This is a genomic window from Sorangium sp. So ce448 (assembly GCF_051520915.1).
GTDB classification, from domain to species: domain Bacteria; phylum Myxococcota_A; class Polyangia; order Polyangiales; family Polyangiaceae; genus Sorangium; species Sorangium cellulosum_B.
On the sequence record NZ_CP150343.1, the window covers coordinates 7,870,929 to 7,892,296 of the forward strand.

The following is a 21,368-nucleotide window of genomic DNA, read 5'->3' on the forward strand; positions in this document are numbered from 1 at the left end:
CGAATCGCCCTTTCTCCTGGTCGAGCGCAAGAGCTGGTCGAGGCCCCTGGTAGAGAAGGTGGACGGGCGCGGATGACGTGGGCGACCAAGTACATCGAGCAGCTGAGGCAGGGGCAGACGGTCTCGTTTCGGCCGACGGGCAACTCCATGCAGGGCCGAATCGCGTCGCGGCAGCTGGTCACGGTGGCGCCGATCTCGACGCCGCCACGGGTCGGCGACGTGGTGCTCTGCAAGGTCGAGGGGAAGCAGTGGCTGCACCTGGTCTCCGCCGTCGGCGCGGACGGGCGCTTCCAGATCAGCAACAACAAGGGCCACGTGAATGGCTGGACGACCCGAGCGAACCTCTTCGGGATCGTCACGCATGTGGATGGCGTCGCAGAGAAGCGCAGATGACCGACCCGAAGCGGGCGAGGTCGACGCAGCCCCGTGCTGTTCACGCACGGTGAGGGGCGGCAGCGAGGCGACCGGCCGACCCGTCGAGATCACACGTCCCAGCGCCGGAGCCACGCGGCGAACGCATCGGCGATCCGGCCCGAGCCTCCGGCCGCGGCTGTAGCTCGGCCTCCGGCAGCGACCGCGCAGGTCATTTTCGCGCGACGCCGAAGACACCCGTGCTCGTCCGGCTGCAACCTGGGTCGGCTCGAATCCTGGGAGGGCACGGATCTCGCTTGTGCCCGCGTATGTGATTCAGTTCACATTTGCAGGACAGGAGTCCCATGCCGACGTACGAGTTCAAGTGCAACGACTGCGGCGCCGAGTTCGAGGTGGTCGCGTCGCTCTCCGAGTTCGAGCGCCTGAAGCGGGAGCGCACGGTCCAGTGCACGGCCTGCGGCCGCTCGAACGTCGAGCCGGAGATCGTGGCGTTCCAGGTGCAAACGGCGCGAAAGAGCGCCTAGGCAGAAGGACAAAGCGCCGTGTCGAGCGAGAACTACCACGAGCTCCCGGAGCTCCTGTCGGAGGCGACCAAGGAACGGCACCGCGCGATCGTCTCGTTGATCGAGGAGCTCGAGGCGATCGACTGGTACCAGCAGCGCGCCGAGGCGTGCTCGGACGCGGAGCTACGTGCCGTGCTGCTCCACCACCTCGAGGAGGAGGTGGAGCACGCGATGATGAACCTCGAGTGGCTCCGGCGGAATGATCGCGTCTTCCAGGAGAAGATCGACATCTACCTCAACAGCCAGGGGCCGATCACCGAGGTGGAAGCGGCCGAGGAGGCGGCGAAGCTCGGCGCCACGGCGAAGACCGGCGCCATGGCGCCGAGGGGCGCGCTCGGCATCGGGAGCCTGAAGGGGGCATGAGCATGGATCTTCTCAAGCGCGAGCTCGCTCCCATCCTCCCCGCCGCGTGGGACCTCATCGATCACGAGGCGACGCGCGTGCTCAAGCTGCACCTCGCCGGCCGCAAGGTCGTCGACTTCCGCGGTCCGTTCGGCTGGGAGGTCGCCGCCGTCAACACGGGCCGCCTGCGCGCGATCGAGCGGAAGGAGGCGTCCTCGGTGAGCGCGGGCGTCCGCCTCGTGCGGCCGCTCGTCGAGTTCCGCGCGCCCATCCGCCTCGAGCTCGCCGAGCTGGACGCCGTCGGGCGAGGCGCGCAGGAGCCCAACATCGAGGACGTCGTGCGCGCCGCCGAGCACGCCGCGCGCTTCGAGGACGACGCCATCTTCAACGGACTGGCGGCGGCCGGGATCGAAGGGATCCTGGAGGTCTCGCCGCACAAGCCCGTGGGGATCCCCGCGCCGGAGGCGTGGCCGCGCGCCGTCGTGGAGGCGAGAGAGGTGCTCCGCGCCGCGGGCGTCGACGGACCTTATGCGCTCGCGCTGGGCCCGAAGGCGTACGACGAGCTGGCCGCGGCCGCGGAGGACGGGTACCCGCTCCTCAAGCACATCGAGCGCCAGCTCATCGACGGGCCGATCGTGTGGGCGCCCGCGCTCGAAGGCGGCGTGCTCCTGAGCACGCGAGGCGGCGACTTCGAGCTGACCGTGGGGGAAGACCTGTCCATCGGCTACGAGGGGCACGACAGACAGGTCGTCGAGCTCTTCCTCACCGAGAGCTTCACGTTCCGCGTGCTCGAGCGCGCCGCGGCCGTGGCGCTGCGGCGGGGGTGAGATCAGGCCCCGCGGCTACTCGGCGTCGCCGACCGCGGCGCCCTCGCCGTCCCGCAGCGACGGGATGGCGTGGCCCATCCGGAGGCGCTTCGCCTCGAGGTAGGGCGCGGAGAACGGGTTGGCCGGGACGATGGCCGCGGAGCGCGAGGCGATCCGGACGCCGAGCGCGCGGAGCGCGTCGACCTTGTCGGGGTTGTTCGTGAGGAGCCGGATCGACTCGATGCCGAGGTGCTCGATCATCGCGGCCGCGGGCTCGTAGCCGCGGGCGTCATCCGGCAGGCCGAGGATGCGGTTCGCGTCGACCGTGTCGTGGCCGAACGCCTGGAGCTGGTACGCCCGGATCTTGTTGGCGAGCCCGATGCCGCGCCCCTCCTGCCGGAGGTAGAGCACCACGCCGAGCCCGCGGCGCCCGATCTCGGCCTGGGCCGCCTCGAGCTGCTCGCGGCAATCGCACTTGAGGGAGCCGAACACCTCGCTCGTGAGGCACTCGGAGTGGACGCGGAGGGTCACGTCCGATCGGCCGCGTACGTCGCCCATGACGAGCGCGACGTGATCGGGAGAGAGCCCCTGCTCGGGGCTCGTCGTCCCACCGAAGTGGAACACCAACATCTGAAAGACGCCGTGCTTCGTGGGCACGGGCGCCTGGGCACGAATATCGAGCTGAGGCCGGATCGCCGTCGTCGGGACGTGCATCTCGCTCTCCTGGTGGAGGAATCCTGGGTCGCCTGTCAAGCAAGGAGCGCGCCTGGGTAACCCGCTGCCCTGCCCTTGTCCGGCCACCCCTGAAGGTGGCGTCAATCAGGTAGCGTAAGCACCCGGCAGGAACAAGGTAAGCTCTCCAAGATGTTGCTCCAAGGACATACCTGGAGCAGCCGATCAGCTACGAGAAGCAGCAGATCTGCTTCGTCCCCGCACGATCCGCCGGGACTTCCAGCCGTGAGCTAACCCACCAACGAGACGCCGGCGGACCGCCGGAGCGGCGAGGAAGCCGGGGGACCGGCGCCGCTTCGCGACCACCCGAGGGTGCCGAGGAGGCCAGGGGCCGCGCGCCCGCCTCAGAACCACCCGGGTTGCATCCTGGCGTACGAGTCGTCGCCGGAGCGGCAGAGCGCGGCGAGCGCCTCGACCCGGGGCAGCTCCGTCGAGAGCCAGTACTGCGCCGCGCAGAGCTTGCCTTCGTAGAAGTCGGCCGGAGCGGCGCCCCTGGCCAGCCCTTCGCGGGCGGCCGCGGCCATCGCGAGCCATTGCCAGGCCACCACGACCACGGAGACGAGCTCCATGTAATCGGCGCTGTGCCGCAGCATCCGCTCGGTGTCGCCGCGCATCCCCGCCTCGGCGAGCTGCACCGTCACCTCGCCGAGCAGCGCGAGCGCGGCGCCGAGGCGCTCGCCCCACGCGGGCTCGACGCCGGCCCGCTGCGCCCGGACGATCGTCTGCCGGATCTCGCCGCCGAGCGCGATGAGCGCGGCGCCGTTCCCGGCCACGACCTTGCGGCCGAGCAGGTCCAGGCCCTGGATCCCCGTCGTGCCCTCGTGGATCGAGTTGAGCTTCTGATCCCGGAGCCAGGCCTCCGGGAGGTACTCGCTCGAGTAGCCGTAGCCGCCGTGGACCTGGAGCGCGAGCGCGTTCGACTCGAAGCCCTTCTCGGCGGGGAAGGTCTTGGCGATGGGGGTGAGCAGGTCGAGGAGCCGCTGGGCGCGCTCCCGCTCCGCCGCATCGACGGCGTGCGCCGCGAGATCGGCGTACAGGGCGGTCGTGGAGACGAGCGCGAGGCCGCCCTCGACGATGGCCTTCTGCCGGAGCAGCATCCGGCGCACGTCGGCGTGCTCGATGATCGGCACCTGCGGCGCCCCCGGGTCCCTCGCGCCGAGCGGCCGGCCCTGCGGCCGGACGAGCGCGTAGCCGAGGGCCTCGTGGTAGGCCGCGGAGGCGGTCGCCACGGCGTTCGCGCCGACCAGGATGCGGGCCTCGTTCATCATCTGGAACATGCAGGCGACGCCCTGGTGGGGGCTGCCCACGAGGTAGCCGTGGCAGTCCCCCTTCTCGCCGAAGCTGAGCGACAGGCTGGGGAGCCCGCGCCAGCCGAGCTTGTGGATCATGCCGGCGACCTCGACGTCGTTCGGGACGAGCTGCCCGCCCTCGATCCGCCGCTTGGGGACGGCGAACAGGCTCACGCCCTTGATGCCCCGAGGCGCGCCCTCGATGCGCGCCAGCGTGAGGTGGACGATGTTCTCGGTGAGGTCGTGATCGCCGCCCGAGATGAACATCTTCGACCCGCGGACGAGGTAGTGGCCCGCGTCGGTCTTCACCGCGCTCGCCTGCACGTCGGCGAGGCTCGATCCGGCCTGGGGCTCGGTGAGCGCCATCGTCCCGGTCCACTCGCCGGCGTACATCCGGGTCATGAAGGCGGACCGCAGGGCGTCGTCGCCGAACGTCTCGATGAGGTGCGCCGCGCCGACCGTCAGGCTGAGGTAGCCGCACGCGCTCAGGTTCGCCGCCTGCAGGTAGGCGCCGGCGAGCGTGGCGACGACGAGCGGAAGCTGCTGGCCCCCCACCGCGGCCGGCCGCGCCGCGGTGAGCACCCCGAGCTCGACCATCGGCCGGAAGACCCGCTGCATGGCGGGGTGCACCGTGATGGCGCCCCCCTCGAAGCGCGGCGGCGCCTCGTCGACCGGCCTGTAGGTCGGGAACAGCACCTCCCGCGCGAAGCGCCGGCAGCTCTGGAGGTAGAGATCGAACGTGTCGCGCGCGTGATCGGCGAAATAGGGGAGCTCGCAGAGGCGCGGCGCGTCGAGCACCTCGTAGAGGAGGAACTCGACGTCGCGGTCGTTGAGGAGGGGGTTCTGGGGAGGGGTCATGTGTCGTTCGCCGGGCCTGACGCACGCTAGGCGCCGATGAAGCGGGATGTCGAGGGCTTGTCTCGGCCACGGTCCGTCGAGCGTGGCGCGCCGCGAGTGCGAAACGCCCTTAGGCACCAGCGCCGAGTTAGCCCGTCCTACCTTCGTCCCGAGTGCGTTTCTTCCGGCCAGGCGGGCTGCGCCGCTGATGGACTATGGATGTCCAGCTCGGCAGGCGGACGCCCGATGAGCCGGATCATCGACGGGTCGCGAGGCTCGCACGAAGGTCGGCCTCGACCTCTTCCCAGGACCGGCCGGCGTCTGGCGCTGCTTCGTACTCGGCGAGCCGGCGATCGAGCTCGGCGCTGTGCCACTCGGGTACCGGCACCTCGTCCTCCCTCGCCGCGATCCGCTCCCAGAGCGCTTGGACGTATTCGATCTGCTCGTTCACGGTGAGCTCGTCGAAGCCAGGCGGCGGGTTCTGGATGGCTCGTTCCATGAGATCCGCAGGATACCACAAGGGGCGCGCGGCGGCGCAGCGCGTGGTTGACGCGGTCAAGAGCGAGCGGCGCCGACGGTGGGCCGTGCACCGCGGCACCGTCACGCCGATCCGGGACCGCAGCGCCTCCGGTGAACGTACCGCCTGGACCCAGCGGTGGCCCTGTCGTCGGCGCGACGCACTCCGGATTCCGACCGTGCGGCGATACGCGTCATCTCGGCGTCGAGATTGCCTTCAGCTTTCCCCCCAGCAGCCTGCGGGGCAACTGACGATTGGGTTCTCTGCCGTGCTCTCTGGAGTTACAAAACCTCGGGAGACAGTACCGAACCGGCTCGCACGATATCGAAGCGGAGAGCTTCGAAACCTAAGGCTCTACTGAGCGACGTCGGACCATTCCGGCCCAGCGTCGGCGAGGTGATGCATCGGCGAGTGCGTGCATTTAAGAGAGGGTTGCCCTCTCCCATCGCTCCCAGAAGCCATCTCTCGACGGCCAAGGATCGTTCTGCCTCCCTCGACCGCCGCTAAGCGCGCGTCACGGCCGACCGGCCAACAGTTCCTGCGGCGATGGATCCACGCTTTTTTTTCAAAATCGAGCGTTCGGGGGCCACACGCTCTTTGCCGTGCTTACCCGGGGTTCCTAGACTCGTGACCCATGAAACGACTTTCCTGGGTTCTGCTCGCGGCGCTGGTTTCCGTGGGCTGTGGGGACAACGACGACGACCCGTCGGAGGCGGGCTCGGGCGGTGAAGGAGGTGGCGGCGGCGGAGGTGGTGGCGCGGCTTGCGAAGCCGAAGGTGATGGAACACTCGACGTCGAGATCGTGAGCCCGAACGACGCCGGAGACGTCGCCGTGACCTCGCCGGGAGCGCCGGACGAGCGCGTGGTCTCGAGCGCGTCCCTCGACACGCCGGCGGGTGAGTACACGCTGCGCGCAGGCAGCGTGGCCGAGTACCCGGAGGACGAACGCGTCGGCTTCGTGTATCGGCCCGAGGACCCGGAGCAGAGCGCCTGCGTCGCCGACGGCGCGACCACCGAGGTCACCTTCACCTACGAGCTCACGCCCGGGAGCCACAAGCTCTGGTTCACCGCGCAGAACGGCGACCAGCTGGTCGGCGCGCTCGATGGCGAGGCGCTGCTCGAGTCGGGCGAGGTCACGCCGAGCGTCGCGTTCCAGGGGAGCGCGGAGATCATCAACCAGGGCGCGATCGCGTTCGACGGGGCCGGCAACCTGTGGGTATCGGCCAACGCGGGCCAGATCACCGTGCGGCTCGTCGATACGCTGGGCGAGAGCAGCGAGGCCGCCCCGGATCGCGTGCTCGACGTGTCCGAGGCGTGCGCGGGCGTCACCCCCTGCGCCGCGGGCGGTCTGGCGTTCGACGCCGCCGGCAACCTCTGGGTCGGGATCCGCGACCATTTGCTGAGGATCGACGCGGCCGATCTCGAAGGCTCAGGCGTGGTGGAGCCCTCCGTGACCATCACCGGAGAGGAGATCGAGAACGTTCAAGCGCTCGCGTTCGACGGATCGGGCAACCTGTGGGTGGCGAGCGCCGAGCAGGACGCGGTGCTGATGTACGCGGCCGGGCGGCTCGCCGCGGACGACGGGGATCCCGCCGACGTGGTGCTGAAGGCGCTCACCCCCGAGCCGGTGATCGGGCCCCTGGGCCACCCGACGGGGCTTGCGTTCGACGAGCAGGGCGCGCTCTGGGTGGGTTACTGGGGATCGAACACCATCGCAAAGTTCGAGCCCCGCGATCTCGAAGCATCAGCGGAGCTCACCCCCGGGGTTCAGCTCGAAGTGGGGGTGCTGGCGCTTCCGGAGAGCATCGCCTTCGATCAGCAGGGGAACCTGTGGATGCCCTCCAAGGTCGGTTCGGCGGCGGCGATCGCCAAGGCCGCGCTCATCGCAGGCGGAGAGGTGGAAGCGGGAGCCACCGTCCTGACGAGCGAGGCGTTCGGATCGCTCATCGACCTCGCCTTCAACCCGCCCCCCGACTGGTCACCGATCCAGGGCCCCAAGTGAGCCGGTGGGACCCGGCCGCCGGAGCCGCGCAAGGCGCGCCTCCGCGCCGTCCGAGACCACGTAGAGCGCCGGCACGACGAGGAGGCTGAGCGCCGTCGAGGATCGAGCGCCTTCGTCGCGTTGCCCGGCGCTCAGTCGAGCATCACCACACGCCCGGCCTCGTCCGTCTCGGTCTCGAACAAGTAGATGACGCGCGTCGTCTTGTCGTAGGTCATCGCGAAGTCGCTCGTCGTGCCGAGCGTGCTGATCGCCCCGAGGTGGGCGAAGCTGCCTGAGGCCGGAGCGGCCACCGCGTGCACGTCGCCGAGCGCATCGCGCACGTAGAGGTGGTTCGGGCTCACGAACGCGTCGATTTCGATGCTCGTCGTCAACGTATGGACGTCGATGCTCGCGAGCTTGACCGCGGGCGACGCGATCGACGCGCGCGAGAGTCGATAGATGCCTTCCCCAGAGGCGCCGTTCGACGCGACGTAGAGGAACTGATCGTCGGCGGCGAGGCCGGTCACGTACCAGACGCCCGTGTTCGTGCCGAGCAGCACGGGCGCCCCCGGAGCGTTCACATCGAAGGCGTAGAAGTTGGCGCTCTCGCTGGTCCGCCGCGTCGACAGGAAGAGGAGTGTGCCGTCGGTCGCGATCGCGTGTGACGGCGACGACGAGGGGTAGGTGGGCCCGAGGTCCCACGAGGTCGGCGCCCAGGTCACGCCGTCGTAGATCGAGAAGAGACGCGTTGCGTTCGTCGTCACGTTGTCGACGCTGAACAGCCGATTGCCCGCGTGCACGAGGTCGTAGCCGAGGTGCGTGCCCGTGATCCCGTCCGCCGCCCCGTGCTCGACGGCGAGCGCGCCGGTCGCCCTGGCGAACGAGAACACCTTCGTCGTCGTCCCGAGGAAGAGCTCGCCGTCGTTGATGGCCATACCTTGATCACCGACGGCGCTCGTCGGGAACGTCACCGCGAGATCCGTCACGTTCCCCGCGACGCCGTCGTACACGACGTCGTTGAAGCTGAGCGCCGTGATGGCGCCGCCGACCGGGACCGCCAGGTAGAGCGTCGTGCCCGAAGGGACGACCTTACCGAACGGCGACGCCAACGCATCCGTGGAGCAGGCGAGCTCCTGCCCGCCTTCGTCGTAGACCGCGAAGGTGCCGGCGGCGTTCGCCTGGATCGATACGGCATCGTGGACGACCGTGTATGCGTACCAGTGGATGTTGCCGGCCGCCGCGAAGCAGCTCGGCGCGTCCAGGCGCTGGCCGGACGAGGGCGCGATCGCCCTCGAGCCCGCGATTGGCTCTGCCGTGGGCCAGCTCTCGCCTGGGCCGGGGAAGATCTCCGTCACCTGGACCTGTGCGCCGCCGAACTCCTCGCCCGTGGCCTCCGTGCTGACCCACAACCAGACGGGACCCGCGGGCGACGGCGCGGTGAACGAAATGACGTCCTTGTTCGCGCGGCAGTTGCGCGACACCTTCGCGGCGCTCGCCGGATCGCACACGCTGAGCAGCTCCACGTCGAGGTCGGAGGCCGAGGGGCCGAGGTTCTGCACGTCGACCTTGAGCACGCTCGCGGCGGAGGCCTTCTCGTATTCGATGACCGTGTCCACGCCGTGGATGTCGCCGTAGGGCGCGGTGTCGTCGCACGAGATCGAGCCCGGCTCGCCCCAGGCGGGACCCATGTCGAACGAGTTGATCTCGGCCGGCACGTTCCACGTGTGCGGCATGCCCGGCCCGGCGGGCGGCGCGTAGATGGCGCTCGCCTCGGTGTACGGCGAGAAGCACCCTTCGCCTTCGGCGTCGCCCGCGTCGATCTCCGCGATGGTGACGGTCGTCGCCGGGAACGGGAACGGCGCGGTCGCCGGCGAGTTCTTTCCCACCCACACGTGGTAGGTGCCCGCGGGCACGTCGAGGTACACGTCCCAGTCGTGCTTGAACCAGAGGCACTTCAGCGACGTCCCCGGGTTCACCGCGCAGTCTCCGCCCACCACCTCGACGTTCAGGTAGTCGGCCGTCGCCGTGCTCGCGGTGTCGGCTCTCACGTGCAGGAGCTTGCCCCCGTTCTCGACGGTGTCGCTCGACTTCACGAAGCGCAACACCACGTCGGGGCCCAGCGTGTTCACGTCGCACGCGAAGGTGCCTTCGGCCTGCGTGACGCTGCCCGCGTCGATGCTCCACACGTGGTCGGGCCCGGCCTGCGCGGCCTGCGAAATGACGAGCGGGTCGTCGCAGCTCTCGCCGGTGTTGGGCGTGCACGCGTCGCTGCACCCGTCGCCGCTCACGGCGTTGCCGTCGTCGCACGCTTCGAGCCCCGCGATGATGCCGTCGCCGCACACGGTCACGCACGCGCTCGGCTGCCCCGAGCACCTGTAGCCGAGCTCGGGCATGCAATCGGCGCTGCACCCGTCGCCCCCGAGGGTGCCGCCGTCGTCGCAGCCCTCGGTCCCCACGGCGAGGCTGTCGCCGCAGATCGCCGTGCAGAGGCTAGGCTCGCCGGCGCACGAGAACCCGGGCTCGACGAAGCAACCATCGTCGCAACCGTCGCCTGGGGTCGTGTTGTCGTCGTCGCACGCTTCGGCGCCGTCGAGCTCGCCGTCACCACACGCAGGTCCCGCGCCGCCTTGTCCGCCTGCGCCGCCCTCACCGCCTGCGCCGCCTGCGCCCCCCTCGCCGCCTGCGCCACCCGTGCCGCCTGCGCCGCCCTCGCCGCCTGCACCGCCCTCGCCGCCTGCGCCGCCCTCGCCGCCTGCGCCGCCCTCGCCGCCTGCGCCACCCGTGCCGCCTGCGCCGCCCTCGCCGCCCTCGCCGCCCGCGCCGCCTGCGCCACCCGTGCCGCCTGCGCCGCCCTCGCCGCCCGAAGAGACCGCGCTTCCTTCGCCACCAGCGCCGCCGGTCCCACCCGAGCCACCGTCGCCGCCCGATGCGCCAACCCCTCCGCTGGCCCCCGCGCCGGAGGAAGCACCCGACGGCGGGTTCGAGGAACTCTCGTCATCCCCACACGCAATGAGGATCGACGCGGCAACGACGATGGCCAACGTGGCGCGATGTTGTTTCGACATGCTCGAGCAGCCTCCGGCTCAGCTGCCGATTGTCCCACAACGCGAGGCTTGACCGGTCGTGAGCCGGCGCTCTCACGCGGGTTGCGGTGCCTGCGCGGCCCGGTGAGCGGCCGTCAGGGCAGGGCCGACGATCTGGTCGATGTGGGGGCCGTGGAGCCCCGGCGCCGGAGCCGGGCAAGGCGCGCCCGCAGGTCGTCCGCGACCACGTAGAACGCCGGCACGACGAGGAGGCTGAGCGCCGTCGAGACGACGAGGCCGCCGATCACCGCCGCGGCCATCGGGGCCCGGATCTCGGCGCCGGGGCCGAGCGCCAGCGCCGACGGGACCGCCGCCATCAGCGTCGCAATCGAGGTCATCAGGATGGGGCGCAGCCGCACCGGGCCGGCGCGCAGCATCGCCGCGCGGGCGTCCATCACCTCCCCTGCCCCGTCGCCATGCCCGCCCTCGCGGCGCACTTCGATCGCGTGATCCACGAGGATGATCGAGTTCTTCTTCACGATCCCCATGAGCAGCAGGATCCCGATCATGCTGAAGATGTTGAGGGTGTGCCCCGTCAGCAGCAGCGCGAACGCAGCGCCCGCGATCGACAGCGGCAGGATCGTCAGCACCGTGACCGGGTGCAGGAACGAGTTGAACTGGGACGCGAGCACCATGTAGGCGACGAGGATCCCGAGCACCAGCGCGAAGAGGAGGCCGCCCATCGACTCGCGGAACGTCACGCTCGCGCCGCCCAGCACCAGGCGGTAGCCGGCCGGCAGATCCCGGCCAAGCTCCTCGACGCGGGCCACCGCCTCGCCCTGCGAGCGCCCCGGCGCGACGTTGCCGAAGACCGAGATCGCGCGCTCGCGGTCGCGGCGCGTGATCGCCTGGAGCGCGGGGCGCTCCTCGTAGGTGACGACCGACGTCAGCGGGACCAGCGCGCCCGACGCGCTCCTCACCTGGATGCGCGCGAGATCCTCGGGTCGGCTCCGCTGCTCCGCGAGCAGGCGCGCGCGGACGTCGATGCGGCGCCCGCTGTCGTTGTACTTGGCGACGCGCCCGCCGCCGATCAGCGTGTTCAGCGTCGTCGCGATGGCCTCGACGCTCACGCCGAGATCCGCGGCGCGCGCCCGGTCGGGCACGATGCGGAGCTCGGGCATGCCGAGCTGGTAGTCGGAGTCGAGATCCACGACGACGCCGCTCTGCGCGAGCTCGGCCCGGATGCGCTCGCTGTGCTTCGTGAGCTCGTCCCAGTCGGGGCCGCGGATCGAGAACTCGACAGGGAACCCGCGCTGGGCCGTGAAGCCCGACTGCGAGAGGTCCTGGACCACGGCGCGCAAGCCGGGGTAGCCGTTCAGCTCCTTGCGGAGCGCGCCCTGGAGATCGGCCTGCGAGAGCGCCCGCTCGTCCGCCGGCTTCATCGTGACGAACAGCACGCCCGTGTTCACGCCGCCCCCTCCGCCGAAGCCGCCGACGACGGCGAAGACCCGCTCCACCGCCGGGTTCGCGCCCACGGCCGCCTCGGCGCGGCGGAAGAGCCGGTCGGTCTCCTCGATGTCCGAGCCGACCGCCGTCTGGAGGCGGACAAGGAGCCGCCCCTGATCCTGCGACGGGACGAACTCCGTCGGGAGGCGCTGCATGGCGACGATCGCGCCGGCGAAGAGGATCGCGCCGAGCAGGACGACCGCGACAGGGAACCGGAGCGCCCGGGCGAGCAGCCAGCCATAGCCGCGGGAGAGCGCCTCGAAGCCGCGATCGACGAGCCGCCCGAGGCGGCCCCGGCCCTCGCGGGAGACGTCGAGGATCTGCGCGCAGCGGGCGGGCGCGAGGGTGATCGCCTCGAGGTACGAGAGCAGCACGGCGATGCAGAGGGTCACGCCGAACTGGAGGAAGAACCGGCCGACCACCCCCTCCATGAAGATGATCGGGAGGAAGATCGCGACGACGGCGAGCGTCGCGGCGAGCGCCGCGAAGGTGATCTCGGCCGTGCCCTCGCGGGCGGCGCGGACGCGGTCCTTCCCCCCTTCGGCGTGCCGGTGGATGTTCTCGAGCACCATGATCGCGTCGTCGACGACGATGCCGACGGCGAGCGAGAGCCCGAGCAGCGTGAAGGTGTTCAGCGTGAAGCCGAGGAAGTAGATCGCGGCGACCGTGCCGAGCAGCGACATCGGGATGGCCAGGACGACGTTGAGCGTGCTCGAGAGCGAGCCGAGGAACATCCAGCAGACGAGGGCCGTGAGCGCGATGGCCATGCCGAGCTCGAGCTCGATCTCGTGGACCGACTCCTCGATGAACTTCGTCGAGTCGAAGTTCACGCCGACCTCCATCCCCTCGGGCAGGGACTTCTGGACCTCGGCAAGCGCGACCCGGACCCCCCGGGCGACCTCGACAGCGTTCGAGCCGCGCTGCTTCCTCACGCCCAGGCCCTGGGCCGGCTCCCCGTTCACCCGGGCCAGCCGGCGGACGTCCTCGAAGCCGTCCTCGACGAGCGCGACGTCCTCCAGGTACACCGTGGCGCGCGCCGACGACGGCGGCCCCGCCGCCTGGGCGGCAGCGCCCGGCTGCGCGGCCGCGCCGGGGTTGCCCTGTCGGAGGACGATCCGCTTGAAGGTCGCGAGATCGAGCGCCTCACCCATCACCCGCACGTTGAGCTCCCGCCCTTCGGTCTCGATGCGGCCGGCGGGGAGCTCGATGTGCTGGCGGCGCAGGGCCTCGGTGACGTCGGCGACGGTGAGCCCGTTCGCCGCGAGTCGATCGGCGTCGATCCAGATGCGGACGTTGCGCTCGAGGTAGCCGCCGAGCGTGAGCTCTCCGACGCCGGGCACCGTCTGGAGCTTCTCCTTCAGCCGGTAACGCGCGATGTCGGCGACGAGCTGGGGAGAGAAGGGGCCGGAGAGCCCGACCCACATGATCGGCTGGTCCTCCGGGTTCGTCTTGGAGACGACGGGCGGGTCGAGGTCGAGCGGCAGCCGCCGCTGCGCCTGGGAGATCTTCGTCTGAACGTCCTGGAGCGCGACGTCGACGTCCCGCGACAGATCGAGCTCGATGGTGACCGAGGCGCTCCCCTGGCGCGACGTCGACGTGATCGATCGGATCCCCTCGACCTGGACGGCCGCCTCCTCGAGCGGCTCGACCACGTCGTGCTCCATGATCTCGGGGGCGGCGCCCTCCAGCGTGGCGGAGATGGTGATGGTGGGGAAGTCGACGTCGGGGAACTGGCTGATGCCGATGCGCGACACGGCGACGAGGCCGAAGACGATGGTCGCGGCCATCAGCATCCAGGCGAAGACCGGCTTCCTGAGGCAGGCTTCGGTGAGGCTCACGGCACGCTCCGTGACGAGCTGGCGGGAGCGGTCAGCGGCGACGCGCCGGACGAGGCGGGCGGTGACGCGCCGGACGAGGCGGCGGGCGGCGGCGCGCCGGCCGCGGACGCGCTGGCGTCCGCGCCTCCCTCGGGGTGGCGCCCCGCGGCCTGGCCTCCCGGCACGCTGCCGGGCGCCGCGATGCGGACCTGCGCCCCCTCGCGCAACGCCTCCGCGCCGCGCGCGACGAGGAGCTCTCCCACGGCGAGGCCCGACTTGACCTCGACGCGCCCGTCGGGCGTCCGCAGCCCCAGCGAGAGCACGCGCTCGCGCGCGGTGGTGCCGTCGACCACGTACGCGAGGAACCCCCGCTCGCTCGGTCGCACGGACGTGAGTGGGATCACGGGGGCGTCGCCGCTCGCGCCCACGGGCACGGTCACCTCGGCGAAGGTGCCGGGGCGGAGCAGCTCCTTGCCCTCGCCCTGCACCTCGCCGGTCACGGCGACCATGCGCGTCGCCGGATCCGCCGCGTCGGCGACGTGCGTCAGCCTGGCGCTGTAGGTCCGCGCGTCGCCCTTCACGGTGAAGCGCGCCTCCATGTCGGGCCTGACCCGCGGGGCGTCGGCCGCGGGGATCTGGAAGCGGAGCAGGAGCGGGTCGCGGCGCAGGAGCGTCGCGAGCACGGTGCCGACAGGCACGTGCTGGCCGGTCTGCACGGTGCGCGTCTGGATCTTCCCCTGGATGGGGGCGCGCACGTAGGCGTCGCGCAGGTTCAGGAGCGCCTGGTCGACGGCGACCTTCGCCTCGGCGACCTGCGCGGCGGTCGTCGCCGTCCTCGAGCGCCAGGACGCGACGTCTTCCTTGCTGAAGACGCCGTCGGCGCCCTCGGCCTCGCGCCGCTCGAGCCCCGCGGCGGCCTCGGCCTGGGTGGCGGTCATCCGATCGAGCGTCGCGCGCGCCGCGCGGACGGCGAGGTTGTACCGGGCCGGGTCGATCTCGACGAGCACCTGCCCTGCCTTGACCTCGGCGCCCTCCATGAACCGCACCGCCTCGACGACGCCGGCGACGCGCGCGGTGAGCTGCACCTGCTCGAACGCCTCGACCGCTCCGACGGCCGGCACGGCGTACTCGACCCGCTCCGCCGCGACGGGCACGACCTCGACCGGGAAGCTGAGCCCCTGCTTCGCGGGCTTGCGCCCCTGCTCGGGCGAGGCCTCCCCGCCCTTCTTGCACGCCGGAGATCCGAGGAAGACAAGCCCCGCCACCAGGGCGAGCGCGGCCACGCGAATCGGTTGGAGCACCATCTAGGTGGAGGAGTAGCGCAACTCGAGCCGCCGTGCGCGGGGCCGAGCGGGGTGACCGATCGCAAAGCCCGCCGATCCAGCACAAACCCACGCACTGCCGCGCAGGACAGACAGTCCGTACAGTCCTGCAGACAGCAGGGATGCTGACCCACGAGCTCGGCGTGAAACCAGCAACGACGGGCGAGCTGACACGAACTGGCGGAGACGACGATGAACGACCTGGTCAACGACATGACCGAACGATTTCTGCGCGACGCCGGCATCGCTCCCGGCATGCGCGTCCTCGACGTGGGGTGCGGCCGAGGCGACGTGAGCTTCATGGTCGCCCGCATCGTCGGCGAAGGGGGTTCTGTGCTCGGGGTGGACCGCGATCCGGCGCCCATCGCGGTCGCTCGCCGGCGAGCCGCCGAGCTGGGACTCCGCCGAGTCGCCTTCGAAGAGCGGGACCTCGGCGCGCTCTCCCCCACCGCCCAGCGCTTCGATGCCGCCGTCGGCCGGAGGGTGCTCATGTACCAGCCGGATCCTGTCGCCGCGGTCCGTGCCATGGCCGGTGCCGTGCGCGCCGGCGGCCTGATCCTGCTCCAGGAGAATGACCCGACGATGGGCCAGGGCAGCCTCGTGCCCATGGATCTGCACCGCCAGGTGCACCAGTGGATCTGGCGGACCGTCGAGCGTGAGGGCGCCAGCCTCCACATGGGGTTCCAGATGCCAGGCGTCTTTGAAGAGGCGGGCCTGACCGTGCAGCTCGTGAGGGCCGAGGCCATCGTGCAGACGCCGAAGATCCAGCATCAGCTCGCGCTCATCGTTCGCGCGATGCTCCCGCGCATCGTGCAGCAAGGGGTGGCGTCGGAGGCCGAGGTCGACGTGGACACCCTGGAAGAACGTCTCGCCGCCGAACGGACGAAGGCCAATACCACCTTCGTCGGCGACCTCGTCTTCAGCGTGTGCGGCCGGACACCGTCTCCTGCGTGAGCGTGCGGCCCTTGCTCTGCGCTTCGGCGCGCCACGCCGCCGGCGTCGCCCCGTGCTCTCTACGGAACATGCGGATGAAGTGCGTCGCGTCCGCGTAGCCGACGCGCTCGGCGACGATCTCGACCCTCTCGTCGGAGTGGAGGAGGATGCGGCGAGCCTCCGCCATTCTCCCGGCCACGATCCACTCGACCGCGCTCCGGCCCGTCGCCCGAGAGAGCGCCGTCGTCACGTATGCCGGGCTCCGCCCCACGGACCGCGCGACGTCCTTCAGCGAGAGCGGCCGAAGGCAGTTTCGCTCGATGAAGCGAAGGGCATCGACGACGACTCCCGGCGATGCTGAGGCAGGGTGTTGCGAGCGCGCGGCCTGCCGAACCTCGTTGAGGAGGAGAACAAGGAGGCTCCGCTGGACGATGTCAGGAGCGCCGCCATCGCGCGATTCCGTCGCGCGCATGAGCTCGCGGAGCAGCATGTCGATGTGCGCGTGCCGATCCGCGCTCACCCGAACGACGGGCGACGCGCCGGAGCGCACGCGCTCGAACGGCTCGAGCAAGCTGCCCGCCTCCTCGGCGCTCAAGCAGGGGACACAGAAGCCAACGCCGATCCAGTCCGGGGCCGCCTTCTCGATCGAGCGGTGCGGCTGTCCGGCCGGCACGAGGAGGACGTCTCCAGCTTCGACGTTCCATCGACCGCGCTGCTCGACGCGAGAAGAGCCGCTCGTGTAGAACGCCAGAGCGGCGAAGGCGTGGGTCACGGACGCCCGCATGACCGGCTGCACCGGCGAGGGTTGCCGGCAGCAAAAGATCGCTCGGCCTCCGCCCACAAGGTCTTCTCGCTGGATCGCCGGCGCGGGGGGCATGAGCGCCATGATGACATCGGCGGAAGCAGGAAGCGAGAAGCGAGCACCGACGCTCTCCGCCGAGCAGGCCGCTGGATAGTAAGGACCTCTTCCCTTTCGCTGCGCAAGCGAAAGGCCAGCGAAGATCTGGCGGGCCCGACCTGCGCTCGCGCCTGCCGGACGGAGCTACGGCGTCAGCGTCATCCGCATCTTGTAAGTCTGCATGCCGAACATCACGCCAGCCGGGGCGCCAGGATCGATGGTCCCGTCCCGACCACGGCTCAAGCGCACGAAGGCCTGACAGCCCTCGGCGGGAAGCCCCGTGGGGTACGAGCCTTCGGGAACGGTGAATGAGCCGGTGTCGTCCACCTCCCCCGACGAGTCGACCCAGGATACGTCATCCAGACAGGGACCCGGCTCATCGAAGCTGACAGGGCCGATGGACCACCTCATCATGTCGTCCTTGCCCAGCGCCTCCCACGAGAGCACGAGATCCTCGCCGGAGCCGACGCTGAACGCGCTCTCCGGCTCGGGAGACGTGAGCGCCGAGAGCTCGGGCATCACGATCTCCCAGCCGTCGAGATCGTTGAACCGGGCGCGGATCGCGCGACCCGGCTCGGCGTGCTTGAGATAACCGCGGCACTTGGCGGCGATGAGGTCGTCGTCCGGATCGCTGTCATGCCACCAGTAGCAGGCGAGTTCCGCCTCCTCCGCGCCGTTGCTCACGACGAACCTGTCGGGGAGGTACTCCCCGTCGCCAGGGTCCCGGACGCCGAACGCGCTGCTGACGTCCACCTTCCGGACGAAGGCCTCCGCTTCGCCGAGGTACTCGACGCCATCGCGGACGATCGGCACGTTGTATCCGTAGACTCGGACGACGACCGCCTCGTTCTCCGCCAAGGGCCGGTACTCGTCCGGGCCACACGCTGCCCCGGAGAGACCGAGGACGGTGATCAAAGCCAGCCATATGATGTCGCGCATGATTTCCTCCACCCTCCGATGTGTTGGTAAGAGACGTCTGCGTCGCCAATTCTGCGCAGGGGAGCCCCCTCCTCCTTCGCGACTGGATTGCAGCGAATCTCTCCTCCTTCGGACCAGGGAATCCCTCGTGCCAGATGTCTGGCTCGGCGATTTACAGGGGGCATGCGGCGCACGGGCCGCCGCAGTCGAGACCGGCCTCGTCGCCGTTCATCACTCCATCGCTACACGTTGCCTCGCGGCACACGCCATCCTCGCACACGCCACTCTGGCATGACTCGTGGGAGTTGCACATCTTCCCTGGATCACAGGCGGGGCATGACGGGGCACCACAATCCACGTCCGTCTCCGCGCCGTTGAGCACATGATCGCCACAGCCGGCGTGAGCGCACGTCCCGTCCTCGGCGCAGATCTGCTCAGCGCAATCGTCGTCGCTGTCGCACGGCTGTCCGAACTCGCAGGGATCGCACGGACCGCCGCAGTCAAGCGCTGTTTCTCCCGAGGAAGAATCCAGCATGCCATTTTCGCACCATTCGTGGACGCACCTGCCGGACGTGGAACACGCGTAGGAGGGGTTTCCACAGTCTTCGTCTCGTAGGCAACCAACCCACCTGCTGTCCTTGCAATATCCCGACGACTCCGGCGATGGCCCGGTCGGTTCAGGCAGGTGCAAGCTGGTTCCGTCTGTGCAGCGGTCAATTGTGCACTCATTGCCGTCATTGAAGACGTCGCTCTCTGAGTGCTCGACCCGGAGCTCCCCCGCATCGCCGCATCTGACGATACGACAGTCGCCGGGGAGTTGGTGTTCGAACTGCTCGCGCAGTGCCAGCCTGCAGACACCGACGACGCAAACGGCCTCACCGCACCGCGTGTCCACGGGCCCTGGGCAGTCCCGAGGTGTCTCGCAGGGCGTAGCATTGCACTCGCTGACGGGCCGGCATGCCCGCTCACACCGATCGCCCTCCTCCTTCGCGTCTGGCTTGCAGCAGCGCTCCTCCGCGGGATCAGGGCACTGGCAGTGCCCGTCGATGCACTGCTTCTTGGTCTCCTCGGGCTGGCACTCCGCCGTTGAAGCGCACGAAGGCTCCTGTTCCACATCGACATGGGCGTCACCGCCGCAGGCCGCCCAGAGAAAGCCGCCCAGGAACACCGTGCCGGAGGCACACAGCCACCGCTTCGACGTTGGTGCGATGATATCAGACCACCTCGTCCAGGGGAGCGCGGAGATCCGAGCCAGGCGTCGAATGACGTGCGCTGCTCTAACACTACTGCGGGAAGTTGGACGGGGAAGTGAACCGCCAAGGCGCCGAGGGCGCCAAGAAACCTGGGAAATGGAAGGGGAAAATGCCGGGACGGCACGTCCTCTCTCTCCTTGGCGGCCTCGGCGCCTTGGCGGTTTTTCTGCCGATCCGGGGCAACTTCCCGCAGTAGTGCTAATTGCGACCAGCGTCGTCAATTTCTTCATCCAGAATGAACTCGCATTCATAAAATGAGGTCGGCTCTCTGCCAGGGAGCACGCTTCTGCGGAGGTCGGGCGCTACCACGAGAACGAGAGCCCCCCGCCCGGGGCGGTCCCCAGGGCCCCCACGCGGACCTTTGCCTGTGGCGCGAGGTGGAACCCCGAGGCCACGGCGCCGCCGGCCGCAAGAGCTGCGCCGACGAAGACGCCAACGGACAGGGCCGTGAACGTCTTCGTGCGCCCATCGACATCGGCATAGGCGTCGCAGGCAGGGAGCCCCGGCCGGCAATGGGAGACCTCCCACTGCGCCCGGACGAAGGCGGCGTCCCGCTCGTCGGCAGCGTCGTTGGCCTCCAGGACCGAGACGCCCCCGACGGCGGCAAGGGCGGCCGACGAGGCCGCAAGCGCGCCCACGGTCCACCACCGGAGTGCGGTGCCGCCCGTGGAAGGAGGAAGCGCCGCCACGGGGTAGGTAACCACCTTGCTCGCCGGCGGACACGCAGGCGCCTCGGGTCGAGCGCGCGTGAACACCAGCCAGACGGTCCTCTCGCCGCCCGCATCGACGCCGGCCGTGGTCTCGATCTGCTCCCCGGCGCGCTGTCCGCCCACCCGGTGCTGGCCGGGAGTGACGTACACGGGTCGTGGGAGCGGGGACACACCGACCTGCCGCCCGTCCACGAGCACGGCCGCGCCGGGCTCGCTCACGCGCACGTCGAGCGCGCCGACGTGCCGCCTCGCTTCCGCGAAATTCGCCCGTGCAAGCTCGTAGCTCTCCTTGAAGCCCGGCGGCACCCAGATCTTCGGGGCGTCGGGGGTGCCGACCATCTCGAAGTAGATCGAGAGGAACTCCGCCGCCCTCTCGAAGTCGTGCAGCCTGAACGACAGCATCCCCACGCGGAACGCGTCGGAGGCGCTCTTCGTGAGCCCCCACAGCGTCAGGTGGATGTCGCGCGCGTCCGCGAGCCGCCCCTCATCCAAGAGCCGCTTCGCCTCGTCGAGCATCTCTCGTTCGGGCCCGGTCGGCGGCGGCCGCCGCGGGAGCGGGGCTGCCGCCGCCGGTACTGGGCAAGTGAGCAGCAGCAGGACCGCTGTGATCAGGCTGAGCGGCGGGCGTCGCATGGTGTTGTCTTCCGGGAGTCCTCCGCGCGGCGAAGGCACGCCGCACAGCTCGCGAGGACGTCGCACGCGCGGTGCGCCTCGGGCCAGGGTGGAGGGCCTGACACGGGAGCTCGGGCAACGCGCTCTCTCGATTTCCAGCGCCTAACCTACCAGAGATCACCGCGAGGTTGCGCTCGAAACGGTCGGCACCAACAGAAGATGTGAGGACGAACGACAGTTCAAGAAGGCGCCAGGACCAACGACACGCATTGCGTTTATATGACAAAAATTCTCATATTATGTGAACCTTCACGCCAAAATTCTCACTCTGTTTTCAACCCGGGTCGGCTTGAGGCCCGAGATCACGGCGTAGCTGCGCTCGAACCACTCATTATGTAGGGTGGACATCAGAGCGAGCACATCTCATTGCATTTATAGAAACAAATTTCTCATCTCTGATGAGCCAACGCTCCAAAAATTCTCGACCTGGGTCAGCCGACGCGACGACGCTGCTCCTCGACCTGGGCCAGCGGCGCGACGCTGCTCCTCAACCTGGGTGAGCTGTCCCCAACCTGAGCTGGTGCCTCAACCTGGGTGAGCAGACGGGACGAGCGGACGGCGCCCCAACCTCGGACGACGCCCCAGACGGCGCCCCAACCTGGGTGAGCCGACGCTCCAGAAATTCCCAACCTGGGTGGGCTGGCGCGGGGCGGGCGACGCAGCGAGCCTTCAACCAGCCGCCCGAAGCCCCGCGCCGGCGCCACAGCCGCACCGCGATCGGGCGGACCGGCGCGCCGCTGGCTGGGCGCCCGGTCTCCGGCCGACGCCGCCAGGTTCCGGCCCCGTGGCGCAGGACGAGCGCTGGAGCGCTGGTTCCAAGGTCGATCCGCGCCGGATCGCTGGCTTCAAGCTCGACCCACGAGGACTTCGACGACCC

Annotated in this window: 15 protein-coding genes; 6 read left to right on the plus strand and 9 right to left on the minus strand. The window is 70.1% G+C overall.

Annotation, left to right across the window (positions count from 1 at the left end):
• Nucleotides 1-72 precede the first annotated feature (72 nt).
• From WMF45_RS29675 to WMF45_RS29690, 4 genes are all read left to right on the plus strand, one after another.
• Nucleotides 73-393 (plus strand): S24/S26 family peptidase, encoded by a 321-nt coding sequence (locus tag WMF45_RS29675; RefSeq protein ID WP_437708184.1) that lies wholly within the window; start codon nucleotides 73-75, stop codon nucleotides 391-393.
• 323 nt (nucleotides 394-716) lie between these two features.
• Nucleotides 717-896, plus strand: a complete 180-nt coding sequence (locus tag WMF45_RS29680; RefSeq protein ID WP_437293213.1) for an FmdB family zinc ribbon protein — start codon at nucleotides 717-719, stop codon at nucleotides 894-896.
• Between the two features lie 18 nt (nucleotides 897-914).
• Nucleotides 915-1,298 carry an encapsulin-associated ferritin-like protein gene (locus WMF45_RS29685; protein ID WP_437708186.1) on the plus strand — a complete coding sequence of 128 codons (384 nt, stop codon included), beginning with the start codon at nucleotides 915-917 and terminating at the stop codon, nucleotides 1,296-1,298.
• Nucleotides 1,295-2,104, plus strand: a complete 810-nt coding sequence (locus WMF45_RS29690; protein WP_437708188.1) for a family 1 encapsulin nanocompartment shell protein — start codon at nucleotides 1,295-1,297, stop codon at nucleotides 2,102-2,104. The genes WMF45_RS29685 and WMF45_RS29690 overlap by 4 nt, the downstream gene beginning before the upstream one ends.
• A gap of 15 nt (nucleotides 2,105-2,119) precedes the next feature.
• Here the strand turns inward: WMF45_RS29690 and ribA are convergent, their stop codons facing one another.
• The 3 genes from ribA to WMF45_RS29705 all read right to left on the minus strand — a co-directional run bounded on the left by ribA (nucleotide 2,120) and on the right by WMF45_RS29705 (nucleotide 5,440).
• A complete protein-coding gene (ribA, locus tag WMF45_RS29695) occupies nucleotides 2,120-2,797 on the minus strand; it encodes a GTP cyclohydrolase II (RefSeq protein ID WP_437521655.1) in 678 nt (225 codons plus the stop codon).
• Nucleotides 2,798-3,159: 362 nt separating this feature from the next.
• Complete coding sequence (locus WMF45_RS29700; RefSeq protein WP_437708190.1) at nucleotides 3,160-4,962, minus strand: acyl-CoA dehydrogenase; 1,803 nt, start codon at nucleotides 4,960-4,962, stop codon at nucleotides 3,160-3,162.
• A 235-nt stretch (nucleotides 4,963-5,197) separates the two neighbouring features.
• Nucleotides 5,198-5,440, minus strand: a complete 243-nt coding sequence (locus WMF45_RS29705; protein WP_437708192.1) for an addiction module protein — start codon at nucleotides 5,438-5,440, stop codon at nucleotides 5,198-5,200.
• Nucleotides 5,441-6,092: 652 nt separating this feature from the next.
• Between WMF45_RS29705 and WMF45_RS29710 the strand changes: the two genes are divergently transcribed.
• Nucleotides 6,093-7,460, plus strand: coding sequence for a Vgb family protein (locus WMF45_RS29710; protein WP_437708194.1), 1,368 nt, complete (start codon nucleotides 6,093-6,095; stop codon nucleotides 7,458-7,460).
• Nucleotides 7,461-7,591: 131 nt separating this feature from the next.
• Here WMF45_RS29710 and WMF45_RS29715 read toward each other — a convergent pair whose 3' ends face one another.
• The 3 genes from WMF45_RS29715 to WMF45_RS29725 form a co-directional block, all read right to left on the minus strand.
• Complete coding sequence (locus tag WMF45_RS29715) at nucleotides 7,592-10,504, minus strand: myxococcus cysteine-rich repeat containing protein (RefSeq protein ID WP_437708196.1); 2,913 nt, start codon at nucleotides 10,502-10,504, stop codon at nucleotides 7,592-7,594.
• A 113-nt stretch (nucleotides 10,505-10,617) separates the two neighbouring features.
• Entirely contained in the window at nucleotides 10,618-13,806 is a 3,189-nt protein-coding gene (locus WMF45_RS29720) for an efflux RND transporter permease subunit (RefSeq protein ID WP_437708198.1), read from the minus strand.
• Complete coding sequence (locus WMF45_RS29725) at nucleotides 13,803-15,089, minus strand: efflux RND transporter periplasmic adaptor subunit (protein ID WP_437708200.1); 1,287 nt, start codon at nucleotides 15,087-15,089, stop codon at nucleotides 13,803-13,805. Before WMF45_RS29725 ends, WMF45_RS29720 begins: the two co-directional genes overlap by 4 nt.
• A 210-nt stretch (nucleotides 15,090-15,299) precedes the next feature.
• On the opposite strand from WMF45_RS29725, the gene WMF45_RS29730 reads away from it, so the two are divergent.
• Nucleotides 15,300-16,061 (plus strand): methyltransferase domain-containing protein, encoded by a 762-nt coding sequence (locus WMF45_RS29730; RefSeq protein ID WP_437708202.1) that lies wholly within the window; start codon nucleotides 15,300-15,302, stop codon nucleotides 16,059-16,061.
• Here WMF45_RS29730 and WMF45_RS29735 read toward each other — a convergent pair.
• From WMF45_RS29735 to WMF45_RS29745, 3 genes are all read right to left on the minus strand, one after another.
• Nucleotides 16,027-16,824 (minus strand): helix-turn-helix domain-containing protein, encoded by a 798-nt coding sequence (locus WMF45_RS29735; RefSeq protein WP_437708204.1) that lies wholly within the window; start codon nucleotides 16,822-16,824, stop codon nucleotides 16,027-16,029. The genes WMF45_RS29730 and WMF45_RS29735 overlap by 35 nt on opposite strands.
• Nucleotides 16,825-17,082: 258 nt before the next feature.
• Nucleotides 17,083-17,877 carry a hypothetical protein gene (locus tag WMF45_RS29740; RefSeq protein ID WP_437708206.1) on the minus strand — a complete coding sequence of 265 codons (795 nt, stop codon included), beginning with the start codon at nucleotides 17,875-17,877 and terminating at the stop codon, nucleotides 17,083-17,085.
• 1,534 nt (nucleotides 17,878-19,411) lie between these two features.
• The gene (locus WMF45_RS29745; RefSeq protein WP_437708208.1) at nucleotides 19,412-20,452 is read right to left on the minus strand and encodes a hypothetical protein; all 1,041 of its coding nucleotides are present in this window, start codon (nucleotides 20,450-20,452) and stop codon (nucleotides 19,412-19,414) included.
• Nucleotides 20,453-21,368 lie beyond the last annotated feature (916 nt).

Bases quoted from the DNA above. Each gene is read 5' to 3' on its own strand.
- WMF45_RS29675 (WP_437708184.1), top strand. From the start codon at position 73: ATGACGTGGGCGACCAAGTACATCGAGCAGCTGAGGCAGGGGCAGACG.
- WMF45_RS29680 (WP_437293213.1), top strand. From the start codon at position 717: ATGCCGACGTACGAGTTCAAGTGCAACGACTGCGGCGCCGAGTTCGAG.
- WMF45_RS29690 (WP_437708188.1), top strand. From the start codon at position 1,295: ATGAGCATGGATCTTCTCAAGCGCGAGCTCGCTCCCATCCTCCCCGCC.
- ribA (WP_437521655.1), bottom strand. From the start codon at position 2,797: ATGCACGTCCCGACGACGGCGATCCGGCCTCAGCTCGATATTCGTGCC.
- WMF45_RS29700 (WP_437708190.1), bottom strand. From the start codon at position 4,962: ATGACCCCTCCCCAGAACCCCCTCCTCAACGACCGCGACGTCGAGTTC.
- WMF45_RS29705 (WP_437708192.1), bottom strand. From the start codon at position 5,440: ATGGAACGAGCCATCCAGAACCCGCCGCCTGGCTTCGACGAGCTCACC.
- WMF45_RS29710 (WP_437708194.1), top strand. From the start codon at position 6,093: ATGAAACGACTTTCCTGGGTTCTGCTCGCGGCGCTGGTTTCCGTGGGC.
- WMF45_RS29715 (WP_437708196.1), bottom strand. From the start codon at position 10,504: ATGTCGAAACAACATCGCGCCACGTTGGCCATCGTCGTTGCCGCGTCG.
- WMF45_RS29725 (WP_437708200.1), bottom strand. From the start codon at position 15,089: ATGGTGCTCCAACCGATTCGCGTGGCCGCGCTCGCCCTGGTGGCGGGG.
- WMF45_RS29730 (WP_437708202.1), top strand. From the start codon at position 15,300: ATGAACGACCTGGTCAACGACATGACCGAACGATTTCTGCGCGACGCC.
- WMF45_RS29735 (WP_437708204.1), bottom strand. From the start codon at position 16,824: ATGCGGGCGTCCGTGACCCACGCCTTCGCCGCTCTGGCGTTCTACACG.
- WMF45_RS29740 (WP_437708206.1), bottom strand. From the start codon at position 17,877: ATGCGCGACATCATATGGCTGGCTTTGATCACCGTCCTCGGTCTCTCC.
- WMF45_RS29745 (WP_437708208.1), bottom strand. From the start codon at position 20,452: ATGCGACGCCCGCCGCTCAGCCTGATCACAGCGGTCCTGCTGCTGCTC.